This is a genomic window from Chryseobacterium sp. R2A-55, from assembly GCF_021401085.1.
Classification (GTDB): domain Bacteria; phylum Bacteroidota; class Bacteroidia; order Flavobacteriales; family Weeksellaceae; genus Kaistella.
The window spans coordinates 1-23,527 of sequence record NZ_JACBFP010000004.1 but is presented as its reverse complement, the minus strand read 5'-3'; the positions used below and the strand labels follow the sequence as shown (position 1 = coordinate 23,527).

The window sequence follows — 23,527 nt, the reverse complement described above, 5'->3', positions numbered from 1 at the left end:
AGCCATTTGAATTCACGCTACATTCTATAATTCTTAGGGATACGGGGCAATCTCCACCTCCAATCCGTCAATTTCTGGAGTGATGGCGATTTGGCAACCTAAGCGGGAATTGTCTTTGACGTAGAATGCCTCGCTCAGCATCGCGTCTTCTTCCGCTCCCATTTCTGTGAGTTTTTCATCGCCATTCTTGATGTAAACCTGGCAAGATGCGCACATCGCCATTCCGCCGCAAACTCCGATGGTTCCTTCTTCCGCCAGTTCGTAGGAACGGATGACTTCCATCAGATTCATCGACATATCGGTGGGTGCGACTACTTTGTGGGTTTCGCCGTTTCGGTCGGTTATTTTTAAAGTGATATCTAAAGACATGAGTAGTGAATGATAAGTGATAAACTTTCAGCAATTGGGCGGAAGCAAGTCGCCAACTGCGATATGCTTCTTAATCGATTTTCATGACCACGGCTTTTTCTGCTTCTTTTCGGCTGCCGTCGAAACCGTCAACTCCGCTTACGGTGGTGTATTTCAGGACATATTTTTTTCCGGGATTCAGCATGTTGTACACACTTTGACACATCAGAGTCGCTTCATGGAAACCGCACAAAATCAGTTTAAGTTTCCCGGGATATGTGTTGACATCGCCAATCGCATAAACTCCGGGAATATTCGTCTGATAATCCAAAGCATTGTTCACTACGATCGCATTTTTTTCGATGTCCAATCCCCAGTTTGCGATATCCCCCAATTTTGGAGTCAGTCCGAAAAGTGGAATGAAAAAATCAGTTTCCAAATCGAAAACGTCGCCTTCTTTTTCCACGGTAATTGCAGAAAGTTTTTCCCCACCTTTCAAACCGGTCACTTCGGCGGGAGTGATTAAATTGATTTTACCCAGGTTTTTCAGTTCCCGAACTTTCTCTACCGAATCCAACGCGCCACGGAATTCGTTTCTTCTGTGAATCAGAGTCACCTCATCGGCAATATTGGCAAGAAAAATGCTCCAATCCAGAGCAGAATCTCCTCCTCCTGCGATAACCACTTTCTTTCCCCGGAAATGTTCAGGTTCTTTGATGAAGTATTCCACACCTTTCTCCTCGAAATCTCCCAGATTTTCAATCGTCGGTTTTCTGGGTTCGAAGGTTCCCAGTCCACCTGCAATTGCCACTGCTTTTGCATGATGAACAGTTCCTTTGTTGGTAACCACTTCAAAGGTTCCGTCTTCCAGTTTGGTCAAAGTCTGAGCTGTTTCTCCCAAAGTAAACCCCGGCTGAAACTGCTTGATCTGCTCCATTAAATTATCTACCAATTCTCCTGCATTAATCGATGGGTAACCCGGAATATCAAAAATTGGTTTTTTAGGGTAAAGTTCAGTTAATTGTCCTCCTGGTTGAGGAAGTGCGTCAATCAGGTGGCATTTCATTTTGAGCAAACCAGCTTCAAAAACTGCAAAAAGTCCGGTTGGTCCGGCTCCGATGATCAATATATCGGTGGTAATCATTGATAGATCTTTAGAAAAATTTAGAATTGCAAATTTAGTAAAAATAAAGGAACAGCGAAGTGCATAGCTCTAAGAATTCCGATCAGTATTATCTATCAAACCGATGTTTTATATTTGTGGCAAATTTTTTGCAAAACAGTAACCATGAAAAAATTTTTTAGTTTATTGACGCTGCTTTCATTCGCATTGGGATTCACGCAGAAACTCAGCAATATTCAATCCGGTGAAGAATTAAATTACCGGATTCATTACGGAATACTGAATGCAGGAACCGCATCTTTGACCACTTTGCAGACCACTTACAAAGGACAGCCTCACTTTTATGTGAAAGGTTATGGCAGAAGCACCGGTGCAGTGCGGGCTTTCTTTAAGGTGGAAGATATTTATGAAAGTTATATCAACATCAACACGGGATTGCCCAGTTTCTATGTGAGGAACGTGCGTGAAGGCGGATATACCCAACATTTGGAGACGGTTTTCAACCATTCTAATCAAACCTTAACTCTAACCGATAAAGAAACCAATACCACCAGAAATCTCAATTCCGTAAAAGGGGTTCAGGACATGCTCTCTGCGTTTTACTACCTCAGAAGTTTAGACAGTTTGGATTTGAAGATTGGGAGTGTGAAAAAACTCAATGTATGGATTGATAATGAGCTGTTCCCATTCCAGTTAAGAGTTGCCGGCGTGGAAAACGTGAAAACCAAATTCGGGCATATCTCTTGTTTGAAAATCGTTCCACAGGTCATTAGCGGTCGGGTTTTTAAAGACAAAGAAGGCGTGACTTTATGGGTAACCAACGACCGAAATTACATCCCGGTTTTGGTGCAGGCACAATTGGCAGTAGGTTCCTTGAAGGCAAGCATTGATTCTTTCAAAAACGTGAAATATCCACTTAATTTTTACTGACAATAAGTCATCTGATGATACAAAAATCGACTCCGGTCGATTTTTTTTTGTTGGGGAATGTAACAATCCTTACCGGTTGATTGTCTTATCCCAAAGTAAAAAACTTAATGAAGACAATACTTGCCGGCACTATCTTGCTACTTTCAACCCAACAAATCATCGCTCAGAAAGCTGATAATGAAAACATTATCAGAAAAAACCTCACGGTCATCAGAACGAATTCCGCTCCCAAAATCGATGGGATTTTAGATGATGAGGTCTGGCAAAATGCTCCTGTCGCACAGGATTTTGTGGAAAGAAATCCAAATAACGGAATTCCCGAACCTGGCGATTTCAAGTCAATTGTTAAAGTTTTGTACGACGATACCGGCCTCTATATCGCTGCAAAAATGTTTGATCCACATCCTGAAAACATCAAAAGACAACTTACGGAGCGAGATTACACTGGAAATGCCGATATTTTCGGAATCACCATCAATGGTTACAACGACCATCAACAATCGGTTCTGTTCATGATTCAGGCATCAGGAGTTCAGGCTGATGCGAAAATAATGACCAATGCCAACGATGACTTCACCTGGAACGCAGTATGGAATTCCGCAGTGAAAATAGATGAAGATGGATGGAATGTGGAAGTGAAAATTCCATTCTCTGAACTGAGATTCCCCAAAAAAGACGTTCAGAAATGGGGTATCAATTTCACACGGGTCATCGCAAAAACCAACCAGAATCTCACCTGGAACCATGTGGATAACAAAAAAGCTTCCTATTTGATGTATGATGGAGTTTTGGAGGGAATTGAAAACATCAAACCGCCGGTGCGACTGTCTTTTACCCCTTATATTTCGAGTTACCTCAATCATTTCGATGGTAAAAATGCTTCAAGTTTCAACGGAGGAATGGATTTAAAATATGGAATTAACGATGCTTTTACCCTGGATATGACCTTGATTCCAGATTTCGGACAAACCAGTTTTGACCCCGCCGTTCTCAACCTGACTCCTTTCGAACAGCAATATTCCGAGCAACGTTCATTCTTTATGGAAGGAACCGAACTTTTTAACAAGGGAGGCCTATTCTATTCCCGAAGAATCGGCGGGTTTCCCTCCAAATACCCGGAAACGGAAGAAGACGAAAAAGTGACGGAATATCCTGCAAAAGTGAAATTGTTTAATGCTTTCAAAATTTCCGGAAGAACCAACAAAGGACTCGGAATTGGCTTTTTCAACGGAGTTACAGAACAGATGGAAGCCAAAATCCTGAATGAAGCCACCGGCGAAACCCGGAACGAAGTGGTGGAACCCTGGTCAAATTATAATGTTTTGGTTTTGGACCAAAGGTTTAATGGAAATTCCTCGGTCACACTCGTGAATACGAATGCAATGCGTGATGGAAGTTTTCGGGACGCAAACGCAACCGGTTTTCTTTGGGACATTAACAATAAAAAAAATACCTACAACTATTTCGGGAGCCTTAAAGGAAGCTGGGTGATGGACAACGGAACCAAATTCGGTTCCAAAGGACAGGCAGGCTTCGCGAAAACCTCCGGAAAAAACCGGTTTAATCTGAACGGAGTTTATGCCACCAAAAATTGGGACATCAACGATGTGGGGTTTTCCACTACCACCAATTTCGCAAATTACAACGCATGGTATGGGTACCGGATTTTGCAACCCACAGAAAAATTCAACAATATTTACCTGAATTTCAACCTTAATTATTTCCACAGACTGGAGCCGTTCCTCTACACCAATTTTGTATTCAACCAGAACAGTCAGTTCACCGATAAAAATTTCCGAAGCATCGGCGGCGGAATTGAAACTGCTCCTTTTGGCGAAAATGACATCTATGAACCCAGAGTGAACGGAAGATTCCTAAAAGTTCCCGCCTACTTTGATTCCTGGATCTGGGTGGAAAGTGACAGCCGAAAAAAGCTACAGTTCAACGTGAGCCTGGATTACTATGCTTATAACGAAAAAGGCCGGAATAAAGTAATACCGCAATTATACTTAAGATACCGGTTTTCGGATAAACTCAACGCAATCTGGAGATTCAACACTACTTTAAGCAATAATGAAATTGGTTTTGCAGGAAAAGACGACGAGAATATCTATATGGGGAAAAGGCAGCGGAACACTTATGAAAACAGCCTGACTTCGCAATACACCTTCAATGATAAGATGTCGCTTTCCTTGGCTTTCAGACATTATTTTTCAGATGTTACCTATAATGGATTTTCCACCTTGAATCAAGACGGAACTTTATCAGACACAACGCTTTTTAACAAAAATCTAAACGGGACCTACAATTCCTGGAATTTGGATTTGCGTTATTCATGGTGGTTTGCTCCCGGAAGTCAGCTGACATTAATGTATCAGAATGCGGTAATGAACTATTTGGAGGTTTCCAGAATGAGATTCAATGAGAATTTCAGCACCCTTTTCAACGAACCGATGGCGAATAATTTTTCGCTGAAATTGACTTACTATATTGATTACAATCAGGCGAAAAAGTGGGTGAAAAAATAGCTGAATACTTTAGAATTGAGTGCGGCGGTACTAATTCTTTCGAAATGAATTTTTCAACTGCACCGAGCGGTACAGTGAAAACTGCTGCAATCCGGGAAATTCAATATCACAAGCTCCTAAACTGCTCCAACATCCGCTTATCGTTCTCGAAAAACATGCGGATATCGCTCATTTGGTAAAGCAGCATCACGATACGCTCGATTCCCATTCCGAACGCATAACCGGAATATTTGTCAGCATCGATGTTCACATTTTTCAAAACAGCGGGATCCACCATTCCGCAACCCATGATTTCCAGCCAGCCGGTTCCTTTGGTGATTCGGTAGTCGGTTTCAGAATTGAGTCCCCAATACACGTCAACTTCCGCACTGGGTTCGGTGAAAGGGAAATAAGACGGGCGCATCCTGATTTTAGATTTTCCGAAAAGTTCGGTGGTGAAGAATTGGATCGTCTGCTTCAAATCTGCAAAACTCACATTTTCGTCAATATAAAGTCCTTCGATTTGATGGAAAATACAATGGGAACGCGAAGAAATCGCCTCATTACGGAAAACCCTTCCCGGAGAAAGAATTCTGATTGGAGGTTGATTTTCTTCCATATATCGGATTTGAACAGATGAAGTATGCGTTCTCAATAGGACATCCGGATTGGTTTCAATGAAAAAAGTATCCTGCATATCTCTTGCCGGATGATATTCCGGAAGGTTTAGTGCGGTGAAATTATGCCAGTCGTCCTCGATTTCGGGACCGTCTGAAACGGCGAAACCGATGGATTTAAAGATGTCGGTGATTCTGTTTTTCACCAGACTGATAGGATGTCTTGTTCCCAGTTCCAAAGGAAATCCAGGTCTCGTCAGATCTTCTTTTTCCAGAATAATGTTAGAAGAAATTGCATTCTTCAGTCCATCCAGTTTGGATTCTACCGCTTGTTTCAGGGTGTTGATCTTTTGCCCGAATTCCTTTTTCTGTTCATTGGGAACCTCCTTGAACTTGGCGAAAATATCGTTCAATATCCCCTTTTTTCCGTTGAATTTAATACGGAACTGCTCAATTTCATCTTTGTTTGTAGAGGTAAAGTGTGCTACCTCCACCAACAATTCATCGATCTTTTCTATCATTGTCTTTAATAATTGAGTGGCAAAAATACGATTTTTCGGTGGAAAATTTGGGGAAATAATGATCAGGAAATTTTTGATCCGAAGCCAAAAAAAACTGTGAATCTGCAGCAAGAATTTTTAACCCAGAAACTTCAAAAACTTCTCCAGCGCATATTTTCGGTGGCTGATCTTATTTTTCTCTTCCGCGCTCATTTCCGCGAAAGTGATTTCAAAGCCATCGGGAATAAAAATAGGGTCATAACCGAAACCTTTTTCACCTCTCCTATTTTCAGTAAGGTTTCCGTAAACGCGGCCTTCAAAGTAATGTTCGCCATTTTCATCAACCAGGCACATTACCGTTACAAAATAGGCTTTGCGGTTTTCTTCGCCTTTCATTTCCTCCAGCACTTTGGCAATATTCTTCCCGAAATCGTGATTTCCGGCGTACCGCGCAGAAATTATTCCGGGTCTTCCGTCAAGTGTTTCCACTACCAGTCCCGAATCATCTCCAAGCGAAGGTTTTCCCGTTTTCCGGAAACAATATTCTGCTTTGATCAATGCATTTTCGTGAAAAGTTGCACCATCTTCAATAATTTCATCCAATAATCCGTAATCGGTGAGTGAGGTGACTTTGAATCCGTCTCCTAAAATCTGCTGGATTTCTTCTTTTTTGTGTTGGTTGTGGGTTGCGACAAGGATTTCTTTCATAATTAATAAGTAATGAACAGTAGATATTATGGATTATCCGAATACTGGATCCGATATTTCTTCATAAATAAAAAGTAAAACACTGAGAACAAAACGATTCCGATTCCCAGAACCACATATTCCGAAACTTGAAGTGATTTCGAGAAACTTTCCGTATTTCCATAAAAAATCAAAAGTGCAGAACAGAGATTGTTAAAAGCATGCAGCAGAATAGGCATGAGCAAAGATCTGGTTTTGTAATAAACAAGGCCCAAAACGCCACCGAGCAAAACCCCACCCACAAATTGCCAGGGATTGGCATGAACCAAACCGAAAATGATGGAGGAAACAAGAATCGCTTTGAGCGGTGAAACTCCCTTATTGATCAATCCTCCCTGAATAATCCCACGGAAAACGATTTCCTCAAAAAGGGGTGCCATGATGACGGCAAGTAGAATTAAAGTAGGACGGTCATTGGTCATCTGCCTCATCAAGTCGGAAAAAAACTGATAATACCTGCCAAAAAAAGGTCCGGTTACCGGAATCTGGGCGGTAATGAATTCCGCGACAAACATCATTCCAAGCATCATCGGAAAAATCAGGAGATAGGTGGCAACATTCATCGGCGAAAGATTGAAATTCAGCTTCCTTCCGGTTTGCGGTCGGTAAATCAAATAATCAAAAGCGAAAATGGCGCCCAGAAATCCCGCAGCATTAGCAATAATCATGTAAAAATCCGTGTATTGTAGGTTATCTTTCAGAACAAACATGGAAAAAATATTCACAATGGCCATGATGGAAGTTCCCACAATCATTCCCGCAACCAGTGCGAATGCTCCTTTCCAACCAAAAGTGAATTTTTTACGGACAGGGTTTTCGTACATTGAATTTTTCGTTTCGACAAATATAATCTAAATTACCTGCAAATGAGAAATCGGTAAAATTGCTGCAAAAGAGATATTTTCGGTAAGTTTTCAAATCTCACAAAAAATAGCGATTTTCGCAGGAAGAAGAATAATCTTTATGGAGATCACAGGAGAACGGCACGTTTTGACCGGGGATTTTAGTAATCTTGCCGAATATTACAACCATTTGATGCATCTCGCCACTTATCAGTATGCCGAAAAATTCATCGCCGGCAAAAAAGTGCTCGATTTTGGATGCGGTTCCGGATATGGTTCATCGCTGCTGTCGAAAGCGGCGCAATCCGTTATTGGAGCAGATATCAGCATTGAAGCTGTTGATTTTGCTAATGAAAAATATGCCGCAAAAAATCTCAGTTTCAGGACCATCAATAAAATTGGCGGTGAAAAATTTGATGCTATTACTTCCTTCCAGGTGATAGAGCATGTTTCCAATTACCAGGAATATGTAAAGACTTTAAAAAAGCTTTTAAAACCGGACGGAATCCTTCTGATTTCCACGCCCGACCGTGAAAACCGACTCTACTCTTTTCAGCAACCCTGGAATATTTTTCACCTAAAGGAATATTCAGGTAAAAGTCTGAAAAATGCGCTCACCAAAGAGTTCAAACAGGTGAAAATCCTAAAAATGACGGCTGAAAAAGATTTGGTGATGAGTGAGATTTCCAGGACTTTAAAACAAAAAAAGATTACCCTGCCTTCCACTTTGCCTTTTTATCCCAATTTCTTAAGGGTATTTCTGCTAAAACTTCAGTCCAATATTTTTGAAAAGGTGAAAAGGGCTGTTTCAAAATCTCCAAAATCCACCGGGATTTCGCAAAATTCCACTCCGGATTTCATCCAAAAATATTCAGTAAACAATATAAAATTTGAAGAAAACCCCGAACTTTCAACAGACTTATTGGCAATCTGTTCGCACAATTAATTCCGGCATTATTTTCAAATAACGTTAAAAATGACGACTTTTGCACCCTGAAAATATTAAGAAATGTCATTAGCACAGGAAATTGCAAAACGTAAAACCTTCGGGATTATCGCTCACCCGGATGCGGGGAAAACAACCTTAACTGAAAAACTGCTCCTTTTCGGAGGTGCAATTCAGGAAGCGGGTGCAGTAAAATCCAACAAAATCAAAAAAGGCGCAACTTCCGACTTCATGGAAATCGAGCGACAGAGAGGGATTTCTGTGGCGACTTCCGTTTTGGCATTTGAATACAAAGGAAGAAAAATCAATATTTTGGATACTCCAGGTCACAAGGATTTTGCGGAAGACACCTACCGGACTTTAACCGCGGTGGATTCTGTAATCGTGGTTGTGGATGTGGCAAAAGGTGTGGAGGAACAAACCGAAAAACTTGTTCAGGTATGCAGAATGAGGAATATCCCGATGATTGTATTCATCAATAAGCTTGACCGCGAAGGAAAGGATGCTTTCGATCTGTTGGACGAGGTGGAACAGAAATTGGGATTGACTGTAGTTCCTCTTTCGTTGCCAATCGGTATGGGAAGCGATTTTCAGGGAATTTACAATATCTGGGAAGACAATATCCAACTCTTTTTGGAAGAAAAAAAACAGAAGGTCGGAGAATCGGTAAAGTTTGACAACATTAACGATCCAAAAATTGACGAAGCCATCGGAAAAAAAGCCGCGGAAACTTTGAGGGAAGAATTGGAACTCATTCAATCCGTTTATCCGGAATTCAACCGCGAAGATTATATGAATGGGGATCAGCAACCGGTTTTCTTTGGTTCTGCCTTAAATAATTTTGGAGTCCGCGAATTGCTTGATGCATTTATTGAAATTGCACCGATGCCGCAACCGAAAGAAACCGAGCAGCGAATCGTGAAACCCGAAGAGAAAGATTTCACCGGATTCATCTTTAAAATCCATGCCAATATGGATCCCAAACACCGAGACAGATTGGCTTTCGTGAAAATTGTCTCAGGAACTTTTAAGAAGAACGAAAACTATCTTTTGGTGAGAGAAGGCAAAAAAATGAAATTTTCTTCACCCAATGCTTTTTTCGCAGACAAGAAAGAAATTGTGGATGAAAGTTTCCCCGGTGATATCGTGGGACTGCACGATACCGGAAATTTCAGGATTGGCGATACTTTGACGGCAGGTGAAAAAATTCAGTTCAAAGGAATTCCAAGTTTCTCACCGGAACATTTCAGGTACATTAACAATGAGGATCCGCTGAAAGCGAAACAGCTCGCAAAAGGAATCGATCAGCTGATGGATGAAGGTGTGGCACAACTTTTCACACTGGATATGAACGGAAGAAAAATCATCGGAACGGTGGGTGCGCTTCAGTTTGAGGTGATCCAGTACCGGCTGGAACATGAATACGGCGCAAAATGTACCTACGAACCGCTTTCCATCCACAAAGCATGCTGGATTGAGGCGGATGAAAAATCTGATGAATTCAGAGAATTCGCCCGTTTGAAGCAGAGATTCATGGCAAAGGACAAATACGGACAGGCGGTTTTCCTCGCAGATTCTGCATTCACGATCCACATGACTCAGGAAAAATTCCCGAATGTGAAGCTGCATTTCATCAGTGAGTTTAAGCATTTCAGAGCGTAAGGAGACAGTGAGATCGGAATAGCTACGGTGAGATCTCAAAAAGAAATAGTAATCTCACCCAACAAAAAAGCCGCTCCTTTTCGGGCGGCTTCTTCAATATTTTTAAGAAAATATTAGTTCTTGATTACTTTTCTGCTTACTGTTGCAGTTCCATCACTTACAGTAACGATATAGTTTCCTTTCGCCATATTTGAAGTGTTGATAGACTCACCGTCATTTACTCTGTTTGAGCTGATCAATCTTCCGTCAACCGAATAAATGTTAACCGTTGCTCTGGCAGGAAGGGTCAATCTCAATTCATTTCCAACTACCGTGTTCATTTTTACCGCTTTGTCGAAAGTGTTAACATCGGTAACCGCAAGTGTTCCGGCATAAAGACTTACGTCGTCCAAATAAATCGGATCTGTTGCAATACTGTTCTGTGCATAAACTCTATAGTCAAATCGCAGGAAAGCAGTTGTTGCAGGAGAAGTAGCAGTTGCAGTCACAAATACCCACTGCGGTGAATCCGTAGTGTAAGTAGTCGGCTGGAAAGGTGCTCCACCAGCTCCTGGAGTAATGTTTGCCGATGCAGTTCTAAACTGAATCCAGTGTCTTCCTCTTGAATTCGCAACATTGTCCAAAACCCAGTAGCTGACAGTATAAGTCGCATTTTCTGCCGCAGCCACATCCACTGCACCAATATTGGCATTTGTGGTCGCTGAAACCGGGATCAGCTTCATTGATTTAGTTCCTGAATGTACTATGGTAGTTTCCATGGACCCACCATTCATCGCTGACCAACCATCTGGCTTTACTAATGGATCTGTCCAGGTTTCAAATCCTGGATTAACTAATAGATTCTGTGCAGACATCAATGCTACCGCAGAAATTCCTAAAATGGTAAAGATTTTTTTCATTGTAATAAGATTTAATTTACTCTTTTAATTCTTCTGCAAAATTACAAAAAAATACTTCCTAAAAAGGAAGTATTCAAAATTTAACAATTTATTAAAAAATCCTGACGAAAATATCCGGGTTCCTCAATTTTCTCTAAAAAGAAAATTAAAATAACCTTTAAAAGGAATCATTAAGCATAATTAACCTTGCCTCTGTAATAAATTCCTTATTTTTGCAGTATTAAAATTTATAAAAATGACAAAAACACTACAAATTTTTAGCAGAATGATGTTGCCATGCGCCATCGCAGCATCTGCATTCTACAGTGCACAAACCACATTCTCCCAGGATTTCTCGTCTTCTACCACGGTGTCTGATTATGTGACAAATCCTGCAGCAGGAACAACTGATAAGTTTGACGCAATCAGTACAAGTGGGGCCGGACTTACATGGAGTGCGGCAGCGAATAATTTGAAAGCAACCAGAACTGGTAATGCAGGAGCATTTACAAGATTAAAAGCATTGGGAACTACTCCCGGAGCTATTTCTGTGGTTTTCGACCTTTCTGTTTCTTCTACCGCTGCGCAAACAAATGCCGGAGGATTCTTCATTGGTGATGCAGTGGGAACTGCAAACTCTACTCCAGCAAACGCAAACGTAAATTCAAAAATTGGGGTAAACTTCACTACTACTGATGGAAACTTTTCCTTGAGAAATATTGCTGGAGGTACAAACAGTTCGACACTCTCCGGTGTGCAAAAAATCACTTGGGTTGTAAATTCCACGACAAGTGACATGAATTACACCGCACCTGATGGATCGACCAAAGTGCTTATTGCAGGAAAGGCTGATGTTTGGGCAGGAACCACTATTGCTTTTGACGGAATGGCTGCAACTACTGGATCTGTGGCGCTAAATGATTTCAAATTTGCATTGACCGCCGGAACCGGTAGCATCACAGTGGATAATATCGTAATTAAAGCTTTGGTAGACCCTACTTTGGCTGCAACCGCTGTTGCAAAAGACAACACCATTATTTCTGCAAACAATGGTTCCATCGTGGTGTCATCAGATGAAACAATCTCCTCGGTAAAAGTTTATGATTTTGCGGGAAGAACTTTAGCAAGCACCAAAGTGAATACTAAGTCTGCAAACATTGCTGTTTCTGCTAAAATGGCGATCGTGGAGGTAACTTTGGCCAGTGGAAAAAAATTGGCAAAAAAAGTAAGACTCTAGGAAATTACTTTTGCTAAAACATTGAACTGCTTCTAATAAAATTTAGAAGCAGTTTTTTATTCAAAAAAAAATGGAAAGTCATTTTCTTGTCATAATTAAAAACTTTAAATTTCGTTACTTTTACAATCAGTTTTTGCAGGTTTGTATAAAAAAATACCTTTCCTTTTTTTCATTTTTTTGGCTTTAAATCTTTTTAATGCCCAAATTTTCACTTGGAAAAACCCAAACATTCCGGAAGATTCCATAAAAAGGGACTCTATTCTCGCTGCTAAAATTGACCGGGACGTGTTTTCCAGAGACACCCTGGATTTCATCAAACTCCAGAATAAAATCATTGTAGATGAAGGAATTCTGGTAAAAAACACCCGCTCCCAAATCCTGGGTGATTTGCAATCCAAAGGTTCTATTATCCGCGGGATTACTTTCGGGAACAATCAGGGACAAAGCGTGCAAAGTTCGATGGACCTTCAGATTTCCGGAAAACTCTCAAAAGACGTTTCAGTTTTGGCGAGTATTTCAGACCACAATCTTCCCATCCAGGCAGATGGATATACCCAGACTTTGGAGGAATTCGACAAGATCTATATCCAGCTCAACATTAAGGAAAAATCTATCCTCCGCGCAGGACATCTGGATTTGCTGGATGACCAAACCTATTTCGGGAAATACCAGAGGCGGAGCATGGGACTGGAATTTGAAACGAAATTCGGCAACCAAAACAAAACTTTCGTGGATGTTTCCGCAGGTGTGGCAAGAAGCGAGTTCCACAGGATTCGCTTTCAAGGCGTGGAAGGAAATCAGGGACCATACCGCCTGAACGGAAAAAACGGCGAACAGTTCATCACCATTATTTCCGGCTCAGAACAGGTCTTCATCGATGGAATTCTGATGAAACGCGGCGAAAACCAGGATTACGTCATTAATTATAATACCGGCGAAGTTTCGTTTACCAGTTTCCGCCCGATTTTCAAACAAAATTTTATCACGATTTCTTATAATTACACGAACAGAAATTACAACCGTTTCCTGATCACCGGCGGAATCCGGCATGAAAGAGAAAAAGCGAAATACGGCTTCAGCTGGTTCATGGAAAATGATAACAAAAACGCGCCTCTTTCCCTGAATCTATCCAAAGAAGATGAACAGATTCTGGCCAATGCGGGAAATAATCCGGATCTGATGTATGCTCCGTCTGGAACGGTTTCGGAATATGACGTGAACAAAATTCTCTATGAGCTCGTCCAAAATCCTGCCGGAAATTATTACCAAAACTCCACTGATCAGACCAAGACCCTGTACCAGGTATCATTCACCTATTTCGGGCTGAATTCCGGGGATTACCGTTTAAAGCAAACCACCAATAACGGAAGGGTTTTCGAATATGTGGGACCCAATCTGGGTGATTACAAAGCAGTGCGAAAATTACCCGCCCCGCAGCAATCGCAGGTTTTTTCGGCCAATACCGAAATCAAGCTGCAGGAAGGCAGAATCGGTGCGGATCTGTCTCTGAGCAATTTTGACCCAAACCTTTTTTCATCCCGGGATTCTTACCAGAATTTCGGCTATGCCGGAAGAGTTTTCTGCACGAAGACCTATACCAAAAACAATTGGAAAGGAACTCCGAGTTTTGAATTTCAGCATATCAACAAACAGTTCCATATTCTGGACCGGATCAATGAGGTGGAGTTTTCAAGGGATTTCAACCTGACTTCCGAATTTAGTCAGATTACCCAAAACCGGCTGATCTTCAGCTTTTTGAACCAATGGAAAAACCTTTCCTTTCTGAATTACCGGATTAATTATCTGGACGAAAAAGATTCCTATAGAGGAATTAAAAATGATTTGGATCTCGGGTGGATTAAAGGCAGGTTCAATTCCAAAGCAAACGTCTCTTACCTCGATACGAAGGCGGATTTGATGAACACCAGATTCGTTCGTGGCGGAATCAGCACTGAATTTACCGGCCAAAAAGGAAGTTGGGGAATCGGCGGAAGCATGGAGCATAACCTGAAGAATTTCAACCAAACCAATCAGCTCGATGTTTCCAGCTTCAGCTGGCGCGAAGTTTTCGTGCAGAAGAAAATCGGCGATTCGGCGCGGACCAAACTGCTGACCAAAATTTATTTCCGGGACAATGATTCGGTGCGGAATAATTCCCTGGAAAACATGAACCGCATTTTAGGATTAATGGCGGAAAGCCAGATCATCAAAACCGAAAAGACCACTTTAAATGCTTTGGTTCATTACCGGAAATTCTATTACCAACAAAAGGATTTTGCCAATCAGTTCAACCAGGATTTCGTGGTGGGAAATATTTTATACAATCAGCTACTTTTTGAAAAAGGAATGCGTTTGCAGGCATTCTACGAACTCGGAAACGGCCAGGAAGCACAGCGCGAATTCCAATACGTGAAAGTAGCAGACGGAACAGGAATCTACAAATGGACCGACTACAATGGCGACGGAATCCAACAGCTGGATGAATTTGAAATCGCGGAATATGCCGACTTGGCTCAATACATCAGGGTTTACACAAATACCGTGAACTATATTCCTTCCAATAAAAACAAACTGCAATTGGCTTTATTTGTAAATCCTGCAGTAGTTTTCAAATCTGAAAACAGGTTTTTGAAAAGGTGGAATTTCAATATTTCACTGAATTCCCAAAATTCATTTTACAAAAAGGAAAAGATTTTCGTGCTGAATCCATTCGAAAAAAATACGGACCAAATCCTGAAAAACCAGAACATTTTGGCTTCGGCTAATTTTAATCCGACTGACAAATCAGGCTGGAACGGAAGTTACAGATTCATGACCAACGAAAATCTGATCAATGCGAATTTCAGTAATGAGGAAAGAAAGCAAACCTCCAGTTTCCTGAATATCGGTTATTGGTTCAGCAGCGATTTCAGGGTGGATTGGGAAAACGCACTGCATCAGATCACCAATTCGTCGCAGCTTTTCAAGACCCGGGATTATCAGCTTAGTAATGTAGAGACCAAGCCGAAAGCAACTTATAAACTCACGGAAGCACTTCAGGCTGAATTATCTTCGGCACTGAGGCAAAAGAAAAGAACAGATGGCGAAGAACAGCTGAACACTTTTGACCTGACCGGAAGTCTGCAGTGGGACCGAAAGAAAACCTCCGTCAGAGGTAACTTTTCCTTCATTAACAATAATTTTAGCGGCAACAGTTTTTCAATCGTGGGAAATCAGATGCTCGACGGACTGAAACCCGGAAAAAATCAGGTCTGGTCGGTTTTTCTTCAGCAGAGCATCAATTCCTTTATCCAGCTGAATGTGAACTATGAAGGCAGAAATTCCGGGGAAAGAACCATCCACATTGGGTCCATGCAGGTGAAAGCCAGCTTTTAGGCGCAGCATCTTAAAAAATGTTTTTCCAAACCATTTTCTCTCCGGCAAAACCTTACACTTTCTAAAAATAAATCTTTGTACTCGTTTCAGATGAACACATCCAGCCAACCCACTACTGCGAAGCTGATAAAATAAAGACCTTCAGGACGGTGGAATTTATAGTTTCGGCTTATTTGCTATGATGCTTTACGTAAAAATAGTAAATTCTGTTGATATTATTGTGACCACGCGAAGGGATTGACTACGTCGAATTACATTTCTCGCGGCAGCGGGGGGTAGTTTAATTTATTCGTTTTCATTAATGTCTTCCTCTTTACAAATAAAAAGGGTTACTCCATTAATATCTTTTTCTTTAATTGTATATAAATTAAATCGCCACCCATTTACAATCCAAGATTCATAAGTGCCTTTATTCGGTCTTGGTTTTACATGTACTTTATTTCCAACTCTCTCAAGTAGATTTCGTATTTCAGAATGTTTTTCTTTAAATATTTTATCGCTTTTATCTGAATTTTCACTTTGTATTGGGAAAAAATTTTTTCCTGTAGAATTAAAGTATTTAGTTTTGTCATAATTACAATAGATAGCCTTTAATTCTTTATCATTTTCGGTAAATAAATACTCAATATCTTGTGTTAAAAATTCATTTTCGGATTTAACAAAATCCATTGTTTCAATATTAATTTTTGCAAACTTTCTTGGATAGTAACCATTATGATTAGTGTTCGTTCTGTATTGTTGAATATCAGTGCCTTTTGTTGATTGCTCAAATTCTATTATTTCTTTTTTTGAAATTTGTTTCTTGTGTGTAAGCCTAGAAATTAGATTGACAATATTATCTGACTTTATATATTGTAAAGAATCATATTCAAATTTCACTTTTGTAATGTCAATTTTTTGATCTTCTACTTCGAAAAATCCAAATGAATTATATCCGTTTTTAAATTTGAAAAATTTCTGGTTATTATTTGTGCCTCTATATTCATTGTACCAAGAGAAAAAATTAAATTTTTCATCAAATTGATACAAAATTTCAACTTTGTTTTTTATAATTTTTGTGATTGCTGTATTATTTTTTAACTGTGTAATTTGATACAAATCACCATTTGTTACATAAGAAGCTAAGAAAGCATAGTTTAAACTGTCAATTGATCTTTGAAAATCATAAGGATTGTATTCAACTGAATCTTTAAAAATTCTCGAAATTCCTTTGTCATAATTATATGACTCAAACATTCCAAATTGTTTTTTAATAATTACATCATAGTATTGATTTGCTTCGCACTTATTTAAATTTTTAGGATTTTCTATTTCCCATATTGAAGAAATATTTGTAATATAAAATTTTCCATTTACAAAATTTACATTCTGTCCATCTAAACTTGTACAGAATTCTGATTTATCTTTTTTATTTATAAACCAAGTTGCTTCTCCCCATTCTCCAAAACTTTTATACATTACTTTATAATTGTCGTCTTCAAATACAAGGTCATTTCCTTTTGTGGTTTCAGAAAATTTATTGGTCTTTAAATCAAAGTTATATCTAAAATTAATTTGATCCTGCATGAATAATTTATCGTCTTGCACAAAAAAATCAAGATAATTGCCATTAGCAAAATTCACTGGGAATTTTTCAGCCATGAGAATTTTTCCAGTTTTATCAAATTTAATCAAATAACGTCGAGTTTGTCTAAAATCATACATTTGTTTCTCTTCAAAAATTGAATAATATTCATTGTTGAATTTTAATGAACTTAGCATTTCAATTTTTGAAGCAGGTCTAAAAACATTATTTGTGTTGATTACTATATCGTGTTTATTTTCATCAAAATTTTGGGCATTTACATTATAGAAAATTAGAAAAATCAGATAGCTCAAAAAGTAACTTAAGTGTTTCACGGACTGTTTTTTATAAATGACGCATAACGATTGGGTATTTCTGTTGGAGGGGATTATGATAACTGTTTTTTGTAAATATAACAAAAAGAACAATTAGCGAAAATCTTCATGATGTAAACTTCAACCCCGCTACTAGAAATACTTTGTAGGTTTTGTTTATTTAATTTTTAATTTACTTTCATCTCTATTCCCATCCCAAACTGACAAAACTTTAACTTGTTTAGAGTCATATTCATAAAATAGAAGATAGTCCCGGACAATTTTTAAGCGTACATTTTTATCAAAATCAGTTTTTCTTCCTGTTCTAGGAAACTCAGCAACTTGTTTCATTGCTTCAATAAATAGTTTATTGAGTTTTAAACTATATGATTTTGACTTATTTCTACTAATCCAATATTCAAGAATTTCTTTACGTTCAAAATTGGCTTTTTCAGTCCAATTTATTTTTCGTTGAGCCATTCCTCAATTTCTTTATTCGCTTGGGATTCGGTTAATACTTTATCGGTTTTAGCTTCTGTTAACCTTTTTCTTTGAGCGTCAGAAATTTGATAAACAGATTCGTCAAGTTCAAAATCAAGCAATTTTTTTATTTCCTCAATGATATATGATTCTTTAAGGTTTGCAATTCTATTTATTATATCTAATTTTAATTCAGCTGTACTCATTTTATTGAATTTTAATCAAAGTTACAAATTTTCTCCGTTTATTAAGAGTGGTTGTAAACTTTCGCCTAACGGTTGGGTATTTCTGTTGGCGGGGATTATGATAACTGGTTTGTGTAAATATAACAAAAAGAACAACTAGCGAAAATCCTCATGATGTAAACTTCAGCCCCGCTAATAGAAATACTGTGTTGGACTAAACCTCCGGTAGCTTTTCTGATTCGCCGTTTCATTAACTTTGTTTTCATTAACCTTTTAAAAACCCATAAAATGGCTACAAAAAAAAATCTATTGAGGTTGAAGATCAAACAAAATTCTGCATCCTGCTTCAAGCGAAGTTAACGGTTTTGCCGAACTCCTGCAACGCTTTGAAAGAAATATTTCCATTCTGGGCAGAAGCAAACGAACCATTGATAATCAATCCGCAGAACCTGCCTGTCGGCAGACAGAACCCCCTTCCAAAGGCTAGCAAACGCCACAAAAAAAAGCAGTAATTCTAAAAAACTGCTTTGTAGCTCTGAATGCTAAAAACGAAATCCCCATAATAGGACCATCATACTGCTGAAAAGCCACCGGAGCTTCCGTTCAACGGGCTTTCATTTCTTGTCTTGCAGACAAAACGAAAGCTTAGTTATTATGCGACGTATTTTTATGGACTTTTATTTAAGAATAGCCAATTTTCAATTTCTTTTTTAGATTGTCCTTTATAAATATCTGAAAATTTGAAGAACCAATCCGATTTTTTGAATTTTGAATTGTTAATATTTGAATTAATTTCATTTGAGTAGTAAATTTTGTTATTCAGTAATAATTTGAAACGAATTTTCGTGTTGAAATTTCCGTTATATTTTTTAGAAGATAATTCAACAATTTGATTTTCTTTAAAATCCAATTTTCTATCATAACTATTTCCGCAAGTTGAATATCCAAAAAATTCAATCGGTTTCCATGTTTTTTTTTCGTCTAACGCTTCTTGAATTAAATACAAACTATTGTCTTGCGGAACTAAAATTAGATTTTCATTCAAATTATTTTTTATAAATATTGAAAAAATTGTGTCATTTTTTTGTTCAGCGTAAATTAGTATTGATTTTTTATTTGATTTTGGAAATTCAATTTTTGACGCATCAATATTCACGATTTCATTTTCATTCATAAACATTTCATTCGCATAATTTTGAGCCGATATATTTACGTTCATTAGTAAAATACCAATGAATAATAAAATGTTTATATTTTTTAGAAAATTTCTTTTAACCACGATTTTTGATAATATGTCGCATAACGTTTTGCCGCTTTGCGAAGACGGGGATTTTCAGCACTAAACTTCAATAAATGCACAAAACTTGAATTTGGCACTTCACTGTCATAGAAGCAGGAAACCCCCGCTTTTGCAAAACGGCTGTTAACGGTTCGGGCTTCTTTCGGTCTATGGATATTCAAAACCAAATTCAATATTTTCGAGTTTGTCATTTGTCAGTTTATATGTGGCAAAATAAATTGGCATATTGTTCCTCTTCAATAATTTTGTCTTACTATCGTTTGGAAGTTCAATTCTGTAGTTAAGTACAATACTATTCCCTGTGCTGTCTTTGGCTAAATAGCAAGATCCAAGTTTTTCAATAATTTCTCTTTTACTTATTCCAAGTTTGATTCCTTTTTCGGTCTCAAATTCCTTTGATTTTATTTGTCGGAAGTTTTGTTTTGAATTGTCTGAATACGAAATGTTGAAAATACTCACTTGGCTATAGTAGTCTCCTGGATGCACGGTCAGTCCGAGTTTTTGTTTTTTGTCACTCGAATAGAATACGTGAGTTGAGTCACCTTCTAATTTCGTTTGTTTTCCTAAAATATTTAAAGTGCTTTCGACATTTTTAATTTTAATCCCAACAACTGAAGTGTCTGGATCAATAAAGCTACAATTCGATTTGTTTAATTCTTGTTGTTTTTCATATTCTTCTCGCAATTCTTTGTCCGGTTCAGGAACAAGCTCAAGTCTGTCGCTTTTGTCCACAGATTTTGTTTGCGAATTATTGCAGTTTGTCAAGAGCGAGATTGTCAATATTGCTAATAATAATTTTTTCATTTTTATGTCGGTTTGTGTCGTCATAGCCTGACCGCTAACGTTAAAAGGCTTTGCGATGGTAGGGCATAGAATTACAAATGTTTAATACATTACTAAATATGAATAAAGATACAAATGTTGAGGGCTTGCAGGTCAGCCCTGCTATTGCAAAACCGATGTGCCTGTTGCACAACCAAATATACTAATAAATTACAAATTCCTGCATGAGTGAAAAAACCATAAAAAAATTCATTAAATAATTGATAATCAATTGTATATGTTGATTTATTTCCTTAAATTAGCACATGCAGGGAAAGAAAAAATACACACCGAAAATCTTCTACCAGCTCAGTCTGGATGCCTTGGTGCCGGAAGATAATTTTTACAGGAAACTCCAGTCCGAACTTGCTCTGGATTTCCTCTACCGCGCCACACGGAAATATTACGGAAGCGAAGGCCAGGCCAGCATCGATCCGGTGGTTTTCTTTAAGATACTGCTTGTTGGCTATCTCAACAACATCAACAGCGACCGGGCTTTGCTTCGCTACTGCAGCAACAGTCTGGATGTTCGTCTTTTTCTGGGCTATGACCTCGATGAAGACCTTCCCTGGCATTCCACCCTGAGCCGAACGCGGCAGCTGTTTGGCGAAGAGCTTTTTCTGGAGCTTTTCCAAAAAGTGCTTTCTATGTGTGTGGAAAAAGGCATGGTTCGTGGCAAACGGCAGGCAGTAGACTCAGCCTTCATCAAAGCCAATGCAAGTATGGATTCTTTGGTGGAAAAAGAAGTTCTGGAAGATGCTTCTGCCTTTGTGGATGAGCTGGAAGAAAACAGCGAATTTAAAACCACTTCCACCCGAAAGAAATTGGTAGAACAGCACCACCAATGGAAAGAGAAGGAATACAAAGGCATGCCCGGCAATAATAAAAGCGAAAGAAAAGACCAGGACGGCAATAAGATCCGGCCAAAGTTCCTGAGCAACCACACCCACTACAGCCCCACCGATCCCGATGCCAAAATCTCCGTAAAACCCGGCAAAGCCCGACAGCTGAACTATTCCGGACAATTGGCTGTAGATGATGCTCACCACGTCATTACCGGTGCGTGCGCCAGCACCTCGGGCAGCAAAGATTCAGTGATTTTTCCTGAAATAATGAACCAGACGCTTGAAAATCTTTCCCTGAACCAAATGCAGACTGAAGAAGTTCTGGCCGATGCCGGCTACAGCAGCGGCGAGTCTTTAAAGTACTGCAAAGAAAAAGGCCTTAACGCCTACATCCCCAACTTCGGTCAATACAAACCCGAACGCGAAGGATTTTATTACAACAAATCCGAAAACCGTTACGAATGCCAAAAGCCCGGCGGAAACCATGCCGTATTGCTCTTCAAAGGCACCAAAACCGACAGCAAAGGCTACTCGAAGAACATTTACCGAAGTTCAGAAAAGGACTGCGGCAAATGTCCCTTACGGGCGGAATGCTGCGGAAAGGTCACGAAGTTCAAGAAACTGGATAACAGCATCTACAAACCACTGTACGATGAAATGCACGAAAAACTGAGCCGTGATCCAAATTACACCCGTTTCCTTACCAAACGCCGAAGTTCGCGCGTAGAGCCGGTTCTCGGCACGCTGATTAACCATCACAACATGAAGAGAATTAACTCGCGAGGTATGGCTCAGGCCAACAAACATGTCCTGATGGCAGCGCTCACCTACAATCTGAAGAAATACCTCAAGTTCATTACCCGAAAAGTTCACCGCAATGCCCAAATCATGAACCTTCCGAATGGGAAATTTTGGTTTTGGTACAACCTCTTTCCCTCGACTTCACCAGCTTCCATTTAAGCCACCCGAAAATCCGAAAAACTTTTATGGGCAAAAACAAAAACCTCCTTTAAATCGCTTTAAAAGAGGTTGGTTTTTATAGGGTTCTCAGAACTAAAGCCGGAAATTTAAGGTTGTGCAACGGTTACCCGTGTTATAGGGCGTTTTTCTCTTTCGGTTCATATGTTTCTCGTACTTTGTCTGCCCAGACAGCTACATAATTGTCGGCAAAATTTTCACTTTTCACTTTTGTTGCTTTACTCCAATATCGTTTATAAAAACTGTCGATGGAATGTCCAATTTCGTGAAGCAATAAACTTTCTAAAAAATATTTTTTAATCAATTCCTCTGTCCATTGTAAATACCAACCGTCTTTATCTTCTTTTAAGTCTGTCGTGTAGTTTTTGTAGTAGTTTAAAGTCTTTTTTAACGGTTTGCTTTTCCCAAGTCTCATTTTGTTGTCAGTCGGGAATGGATGCAAAACAATTAAATACACTTTACTACCACAAATAAATGAACCTTGAAAAGTATCTCCGTTTACATAATCTGTCTTTTTAATTTTCTGCAACCAAATATGCGTTAAATGGTCGGTGTGGTCTTTCGGTAACTTCTCAAGTGTCGATTTTATTTCATCAACAGTTATGGGGAAATAGAAGTCTCTTGAAGGATTGTCAATAATATAAATTGGCGTTGTTTCATCATTTTTTGGTGCAGATAAATTATGTTGTCGGTTAAAAATTTTGTCCGCAAGTTTTGGAAAAGTCCGTCCACCCCAAACGTCACCAAACTTTCGGTTTTTCTTCCAAGCTGTATGTTTTCTTGTCTGCATAGTGTCGTCTTTTAAAATGCCCTATAACGGTTGGGTATTTCTGTTGGCGGGGATTATTATAACTGATTTTTATAAATATAACTAAAAGAACAATTAGCGAAAATCTTTATGATGTAAACTTCAACCCCGCTAATAGAAATAGCATGTTGAACTAAACCTCCGGTAGCTTTTCCCATTCGCCGTTTCATTAACTTTGTTTTCATTAACCTTTTAAAAACCCATAAAATGGCTACAAAAAAAAATCTCCGGAGGAATTAAGAACGAACAAATTCCTCAACCGTGCCTCGAGCGAAGTTAACGGTTTTACCGAACTCCTGCAACGCTTTGAAAGAAATATTTCCATCCTGGGCAGAAGCAAACGCACCTTTGATAATTACTCGCGGCATGTCGCAGCCATGGCGCTGCACTTCAAAACGCTGCCCACCGAACTGGATCCCGAACAGGTCAAAGATTACCTTTTTGAACTCCAGCAGCGTTCCAAAACACCTTCCCAGTCGTACTTCAAACATACCGTTTACGGACTCCGCTTTCTGCTGA

At 39.2% G+C, this 23,527-nt stretch carries 20 protein-coding genes; 8 read left to right on the top strand and 12 right to left on the bottom strand.

From position 1 onward, the window contains the following. Positions 1-33: 33 nt before the first annotated feature. Both L0951_RS06405 and L0951_RS06400 read right to left on the bottom strand, forming a co-directional pair. Positions 34-369, bottom strand: a complete 336-nt coding sequence (locus tag L0951_RS06405; RefSeq protein WP_234110400.1) for a 2Fe-2S iron-sulfur cluster-binding protein — start codon at positions 367-369, stop codon at positions 34-36. Between the two features lie 70 nt (positions 370-439). Further along, complete coding sequence (locus tag L0951_RS06400; protein WP_234110399.1) at positions 440-1,492, bottom strand: NAD(P)/FAD-dependent oxidoreductase; 1,053 nt, start codon at positions 1,490-1,492, stop codon at positions 440-442. A 144-nt stretch (positions 1,493-1,636) separates the two neighbouring features. Between L0951_RS06400 and L0951_RS06395 the strand changes: the two genes are divergently transcribed. Then, the gene (locus tag L0951_RS06395; RefSeq protein ID WP_234110398.1) at positions 1,637-2,401 is read left to right on the top strand and encodes a DUF3108 domain-containing protein; all 765 of its coding nucleotides are present in this window, start codon (positions 1,637-1,639) and stop codon (positions 2,399-2,401) included. 107 nt (positions 2,402-2,508) lie between these two features. Next, positions 2,509-4,929 carry a DUF5916 domain-containing protein gene (locus L0951_RS06390; protein ID WP_234110397.1) on the top strand — a complete coding sequence of 807 codons (2,421 nt, stop codon included), beginning with the start codon at positions 2,509-2,511 and terminating at the stop codon, positions 4,927-4,929. A 106-nt stretch (positions 4,930-5,035) separates the two neighbouring features. Here the strand turns inward: L0951_RS06390 and pheS are convergent, their stop codons facing one another. From pheS to L0951_RS06375, 3 genes are all read right to left on the bottom strand, one after another. Then, positions 5,036-6,046 carry a phenylalanine--tRNA ligase subunit alpha gene (pheS, locus tag L0951_RS06385; protein WP_234110396.1) on the bottom strand — a complete coding sequence of 337 codons (1,011 nt, stop codon included), beginning with the start codon at positions 6,044-6,046 and terminating at the stop codon, positions 5,036-5,038. Positions 6,047-6,163: 117 nt separating this feature from the next. Beyond that, positions 6,164-6,736, bottom strand: coding sequence for an RdgB/HAM1 family non-canonical purine NTP pyrophosphatase (gene rdgB / locus L0951_RS06380; protein WP_234110535.1), 573 nt, complete (start codon positions 6,734-6,736; stop codon positions 6,164-6,166). Between the two features lie 23 nt (positions 6,737-6,759). Next, entirely contained in the window at positions 6,760-7,596 is an 837-nt protein-coding gene (locus tag L0951_RS06375; protein ID WP_234110395.1) for a CPBP family intramembrane glutamic endopeptidase, read from the bottom strand. Between the two features lie 139 nt (positions 7,597-7,735). On the opposite strand from L0951_RS06375, the gene L0951_RS06370 reads away from it, so the two are divergent. Further along, complete coding sequence (locus tag L0951_RS06370; RefSeq protein WP_234110394.1) at positions 7,736-8,560, top strand: class I SAM-dependent methyltransferase; 825 nt, start codon at positions 7,736-7,738, stop codon at positions 8,558-8,560. 63 nt (positions 8,561-8,623) lie between these two features. After that, a complete protein-coding gene (locus L0951_RS06365) occupies positions 8,624-10,222 on the top strand; it encodes a peptide chain release factor 3 (protein WP_234110393.1) in 1,599 nt (532 codons plus the stop codon). Between the two features lie 113 nt (positions 10,223-10,335). Here the strand turns inward: L0951_RS06365 and L0951_RS06360 are convergent, their stop codons facing one another. Next, complete coding sequence (locus tag L0951_RS06360; RefSeq protein WP_234110392.1) at positions 10,336-11,121, bottom strand: T9SS type A sorting domain-containing protein; 786 nt, start codon at positions 11,119-11,121, stop codon at positions 10,336-10,338. A gap of 235 nt (positions 11,122-11,356) precedes the next feature. Here L0951_RS06360 and L0951_RS06355 point away from each other — a divergent pair, with 235 nt between their 5' ends. After that, positions 11,357-12,337: a hypothetical protein gene (locus L0951_RS06355; RefSeq protein ID WP_234110391.1), complete on the top strand. Its 981-nt coding sequence runs from the start codon at positions 11,357-11,359 to the stop codon at positions 12,335-12,337. A gap of 177 nt (positions 12,338-12,514) precedes the next feature. After that, entirely contained in the window at positions 12,515-15,712 is a 3,198-nt protein-coding gene (locus tag L0951_RS06350; protein WP_234110390.1) for a hypothetical protein, read from the top strand. A 285-nt stretch (positions 15,713-15,997) separates the two neighbouring features. Here L0951_RS06350 and L0951_RS06345 read toward each other — a convergent pair whose 3' ends face one another. From L0951_RS06345 to L0951_RS06325, 5 genes are all read right to left on the bottom strand, one after another. Further along, positions 15,998-17,611, bottom strand: coding sequence for a hypothetical protein (locus tag L0951_RS06345; protein WP_234110389.1), 1,614 nt, complete (start codon positions 17,609-17,611; stop codon positions 15,998-16,000). A 156-nt stretch (positions 17,612-17,767) separates the two neighbouring features. After that, entirely contained in the window at positions 17,768-18,070 is a 303-nt protein-coding gene (locus tag L0951_RS06340) for a type II toxin-antitoxin system RelE/ParE family toxin (RefSeq protein WP_234110388.1), read from the bottom strand. Next, complete coding sequence (locus L0951_RS06335) at positions 18,052-18,276, bottom strand: hypothetical protein (RefSeq protein ID WP_234110387.1); 225 nt, start codon at positions 18,274-18,276, stop codon at positions 18,052-18,054. The genes L0951_RS06340 and L0951_RS06335 overlap by 19 nt, the downstream gene beginning before the upstream one ends. Positions 18,277-18,922: 646 nt before the next feature. After that, on the bottom strand, positions 18,923-19,534 hold the full coding sequence (locus tag L0951_RS06330) for a hypothetical protein (protein WP_234110386.1): 612 nt from the start codon (positions 19,532-19,534) through the stop codon (positions 18,923-18,925). A 168-nt stretch (positions 19,535-19,702) separates the two neighbouring features. Continuing rightward, on the bottom strand, positions 19,703-20,359 hold the full coding sequence (locus L0951_RS06325) for a hypothetical protein (RefSeq protein WP_234110385.1): 657 nt from the start codon (positions 20,357-20,359) through the stop codon (positions 19,703-19,705). A 284-nt stretch (positions 20,360-20,643) separates the two neighbouring features. Between L0951_RS06325 and L0951_RS06320 the strand changes: the two genes are divergently transcribed. Next, positions 20,644-22,182, top strand: a complete 1,539-nt coding sequence (locus tag L0951_RS06320) for an IS1182 family transposase (protein ID WP_234110384.1) — start codon at positions 20,644-20,646, stop codon at positions 22,180-22,182. Between the two features lie 133 nt (positions 22,183-22,315). On the opposite strand, the gene L0951_RS06315 is transcribed toward L0951_RS06320, so the two are convergent. Next, positions 22,316-22,990: a hypothetical protein gene (locus tag L0951_RS06315; RefSeq protein ID WP_234110383.1), complete on the bottom strand. Its 675-nt coding sequence runs from the start codon at positions 22,988-22,990 to the stop codon at positions 22,316-22,318. A gap of 314 nt (positions 22,991-23,304) precedes the next feature. Between L0951_RS06315 and L0951_RS06310 the strand changes: the two genes are divergently transcribed. Next, positions 23,305-23,527 (top strand): phage integrase N-terminal SAM-like domain-containing protein (locus tag L0951_RS06310; RefSeq protein WP_317207194.1); only part of this gene is annotated, 223 nt, incomplete at its 3' end.